Genomic DNA, 4,358 nt, shown 5'->3' with positions numbered 1-4,358 from the left:
TGTCCGGCTTGCTTCCTGTGAATGCCTCCCCCTTTTCGGGAAAGGTGACAGACTACAGCAATGAGCCTCTTACGGGGGCAACCGTGCAGCTCAGGACAGAGGACGTTTTGCAATCAACCGTTACTGATCAGCTGGGGCATTTTCATTTTTCCGGCCTGCCTACTGACTCCCTGAAGCTGACGGTTTCTCATGTGGGGTACAAAACTGTTTCCCGCAACGTGGAAGTAGCCGACACTTCCTATACCCACATTATGCTTCCTCCTGATTCAAGAACGTTGGAGGAGGTAACGGTAGAAGATCGCTTTCAGCAGCAGCGCAAAAGAGAAGAAACTGTGGCCGTTAATGTTGTGGGAGCCGAATATATTCAGCTGCACAACGATGGCAGTTTGATGCAAACCCTCAGGCGGTTGCCGGGCATCCAGGCTGTGAATGTGGGCTCGGGGCAGTCCAAACCCCTGATACGCGGTCTGGGATTTAACCGGATTGTGGTTGCTGAGCATGGCATTAAGCATGAAGGACAGCAGTGGGGTGCCGATCATGCCCTGGAGGTGGATCAGTTTGCCCACGACCACATTGAGCTGGTGAAAGGGCCCTCCTCTCTGATATTTGGCTCTGATGCCATAGGAGGAGTGGTGCAGTTGAGCCAGCGCAATGCCCCGCCCCCGGGCTCTTTGTCAGGAAGCGCTCATCTGCTGGGGAGAAGCAGCAACCGCCTGTTGGGTACATCTGCCCATGTGGAAGGCAGAAAGCAACGATGGTTTTTCTCTTCCCGCTTCACATGGTTAGATTACGCCGATGCCAGGGTGCCGGCAGATAGTGTAGATGTATACTCATACCGGGTTCCATTGCACAAAAACCGTTTGCGCAATACGGCAGGTAACGAGCGGAACTTCCACTTCTCACTGGGATATACCGGCGGACAAGCCACCAGTCGTTTGTTTTTCAGTTATGTGGAGCAAAAGTCGGGCTTTTTTGCCAATGCCCACGGTCTGGAGCCACGGCGGGTAGATACAGCTTTGTATGACCGTTCGGATCGGGAGATTCTCTACCCACGGCAAGAGGCCAGCCATCTCAAGCTGATCAACCGCACCATGGCCGAATGGGGCAACACCTTGCTTACCAGTGAAGCCGGTTATCAACTCAACCACCGGGAAGAGTTTTCACAATATGTCAATCATGGATATAAGCCTCCGGTTTTTCCCGACACCCTCGATATACCCTCCGACCTGGAAAGGGCTTTTGATAAATATACTTTATCAGCCAATATCAGGGTACGACAACAACTTTCTGAACAGCACCGGCTAACGGCAGGTACCAGTGCAGAATTTCAGGATAACAGTATTGGCGGAGTGACCTTTCTGATGCCGGCTTATCGTCAGTGGATGGCAGGGCTGTATCTTCTGCACGAATGGCAAGCTGCTGAGCGGCTTCGGGTAAGTACCGGCATGAGGTATGATCGTGCGTTTCTGCGTACAGATGCCTACCACGACTGGTTTCCCACGCAGGGCAGCTACTTGCAGCGTGCCGAAGCCCTCCGCAGGGAGATGGGAAGCTTCAGTGGCATGCTGGGAGTGAACTACCACAGTGGTGCGACCATTGTAAGAGCCAATGTGGGCAGGAGTTTTCGTGTGCCACTGGCCAAAGAGCTGGCAGCCAACGGAGTCAATTACCACCATTTCAGCTATGAGGTGGGCGATGCATCGCTTGAGCCCGAAACCGCCTGGCAGCTGGATGTAGGAGTTGAGCATTCTGCTTCGCAGTGGAGCATCCATTTCAGCCCTTTCATTACCTGGTTTCCCAATTACATATATCTGAATCCCTCGCACTTGTTTGACTTTGATTATGGTGCAGGCAACCAGATTTTTCACTACACATCTGCTGAAGTTCTGCGTTGGGGCGCGGAGGTAACGCTGCAAGGGCATCTGACAGATAACTTTTTTACCGAATTATCGGCTGAGTACATTTACAGCGAGCAGTTGTCGGGTGACAAGCAGGGGTTTACCCTGCCCTTTTCACCTCCCGGTTCAGCATTGGCAGGCATTTCGTGGAGACCCTGGGGCAGTCAATCTACAGGAGATTTGCGTCATTTAACCCTCATGGCAGATGCCCGTTTCACTGCAGCCCAGAACCGTATTGTCCCTCCCGAGCGTAAAACGTCTGCCTATCAGACCTTACACCTTGGGATACAGGGTATTTTCAGTATAAGCCGGCAATCTGTCAGCTGGAATGTAATGGTAAATAACCTTTTAAATACACATTTTATGGAGCATACAAGCCATTACCGCCTCATTGGGGTGCCCGAGCCTGGAAGAAATATGACGGTATCTATTCAACTGCCGGTAGATATCATTGCTGCTCCTTAGATTGGAGCATTAATTGAAACAAAGCAAAGAATTAGAATTATATAACTGATATCAGTAATGTCCAGTAAAATATGAATTGATGAATTAGTTTGAATTGAGATTCCTCACTGCGTTCGGAATGACAGTTATTATTGGTCTTTGGGGGGATGTGGGTTGGTGCCGGAGGGAGAAATCAAAAAGATTTTCCCGGAAACCAAAGAATTAAGAATTGAAATTTTCGAAATTATTTTAAATCATTTTATTAACCATTAAAACCCTTTTATGATGAACAGAAATTTGTTTTCTTTAACCGTCATCTTTGTAATGGCCATGTTTGTATTTGTCAGTTGCAGCGACGACGACGATGATTTTCCCGCACCCGTGATCAGTGATCTTGAAATCGGGCATCATGACAGCAAAGTGGGGTATCGGGGATCCGATTTGCACATTGATGCTGAAATAGTGGCAGAAGGTCGTATTGATCGTATTGTACTCGAAATCCATCATGAAGGAGACCATCACCATGATCACAAATCAGGTCAGCATGACGACCATGGATGGGAGTTTGATCACACCTGGACTGAATTCAGTGGCTTACTCAATACCAATTTTCACGAGCATATAGACATTCCTATAGATGCTGAACTGGGCGAGTATCATTTTCACTTCACTGTGATTGATCAGCAAGGAAAAGTGACCGAAGTTGAAGCAGAATTTGAAGTGAAAAACCCCGAAGATACAAGTGCGCCTGAGATTACTGTTGATTCTGCTCCTTCAGACGGTCAGGTATTTCACATAGGTGAAAATATCACTATTACCGGTACCGTTACTCATGAAATGGGATTGGGCGGTATGTATATTGGATTGGTAAGGGTAGATCAGAACCTGGAAGATGCCGATGTGAATGCATCCAACACCATAACCCTGCTGCATACCCACGATTTTGACAGCCCTACCAGCCACACATTTGAAGCTACTATCGAGGTGGGTGCTGAGTACGACAATAATATCACACCCAAACCCATTGAAGGAGATATTGCATGGCAGGATGCTGAATACTACATTCTGGTAAAATCACGCGATGCTTTTGGTGGGCCTTTTGGCTATTCAGAAAGATATTATATTGATATTCACATGCATTAATGGTTTAAAATCATTTTATGGCTGCTTTAAAAACCGAATTCTCAAAAAATTATACTGTCCGTTTGATATTTATTTATGGACTTATTATTTAACGGCTTTTGAAGCAGCCATTTTTTTCACAAAAACAGAAAAAGCATTTCTTATGAAGAATAAAAAAATACTCGCACGAACATTTTTGAGTATGGGAATAATTATCATCATGTTCGCAGCCTGGTCTTGCAGCAAAGATGAGGTCGACGATGAGCCTCCAGTAATCAACATGAATGAATCCCATCATTACCCACAGGCATGTGACACAGTATATGTGGGAGAAACCTTCACTTTCAGGGCCACCTTTACCGATAACCAGGAGCTGGGGGCTTACAGCATTGATATCCATCACAATTTTGACCATCACAGCCACAGCACAGAAGCAGAGGAATGTGAGCCGGACCCACCCAAAACGCCAACAGAAGATGTTTTTCTGTTTATTCAGTCGTACACCATCTCTGAAGGGTTAACAACCTATGAAGCAGAGGTGAATATTGAAATACCTGCCAATGCCGATACGGGCGATTACCATTTCTTTGTAGCCCTTACCGACAAAGAAGGGTGGCAAACCATCAGAGGAGTGGGGATAAAGGTACGGGAAAGGGAATAACTAAAACAGGGGATTCAGCTTTCACTTTTCCCAATTTTTAGGGATTGTCTGTTTTCTCCAGGCAAGCTACTTTTGCCTCGCAGTTGCAAATATTCTATTGGCACAGGCATTACAGACAACTCTTACTATCTTATGATATACCGCTCAAAACACATTTTTTTTCCGTTTATTGCAGTTGCACTGCTGTTCATATCAACATATACCTATTCAGGAAAAAACAATTGCTTTTTTGA

The 4,358-nt window shown here is 46.6% G+C and carries 3 protein-coding genes; all 3 read left to right on the top strand.

Going from position 1 to position 4,358, the window contains the following annotated elements; translation table 11 throughout:
• Positions 1-2,363, top strand: a 2,363-nt coding sequence (locus tag ACJWXQ_RS10720) for a TonB-dependent receptor (RefSeq protein WP_406672800.1), incomplete at its 5' end; no start/stop codon positions are given.
• 261 nt (positions 2,364-2,624) lie between these two features.
• A complete protein-coding gene (locus tag ACJWXQ_RS10715; protein WP_406672799.1) occupies positions 2,625-3,485 on the top strand; it encodes a DUF4625 domain-containing protein in 861 nt (286 codons plus the stop codon).
• Entirely contained in the window at positions 3,442-4,125 is a 684-nt protein-coding gene (locus ACJWXQ_RS10710; protein WP_406672798.1) for a DUF4625 domain-containing protein, read from the top strand. The genes ACJWXQ_RS10715 and ACJWXQ_RS10710 overlap by 44 nt, the downstream gene beginning before the upstream one ends.
• The last annotated feature ends 233 nt before the right edge of the window (positions 4,126-4,358 follow it).

This window comes from Natronospira sp. (genome assembly GCF_007134575.1).
GTDB classification, from domain to species: domain Bacteria; phylum Pseudomonadota; class Gammaproteobacteria; order Natronospirales; family Natronospiraceae; genus Natronospira; species Natronospira elongata.
This window is presented reverse-complemented; position numbering and strand designations above follow the sequence as displayed.

Bases quoted from the DNA above. Each gene is read 5' to 3' on its own strand.
- ACJWXQ_RS10715 (WP_406672799.1), top strand. From the start codon at position 2,625: ATGATGAACAGAAATTTGTTTTCTTTAACCGTCATCTTTGTAATGGCC.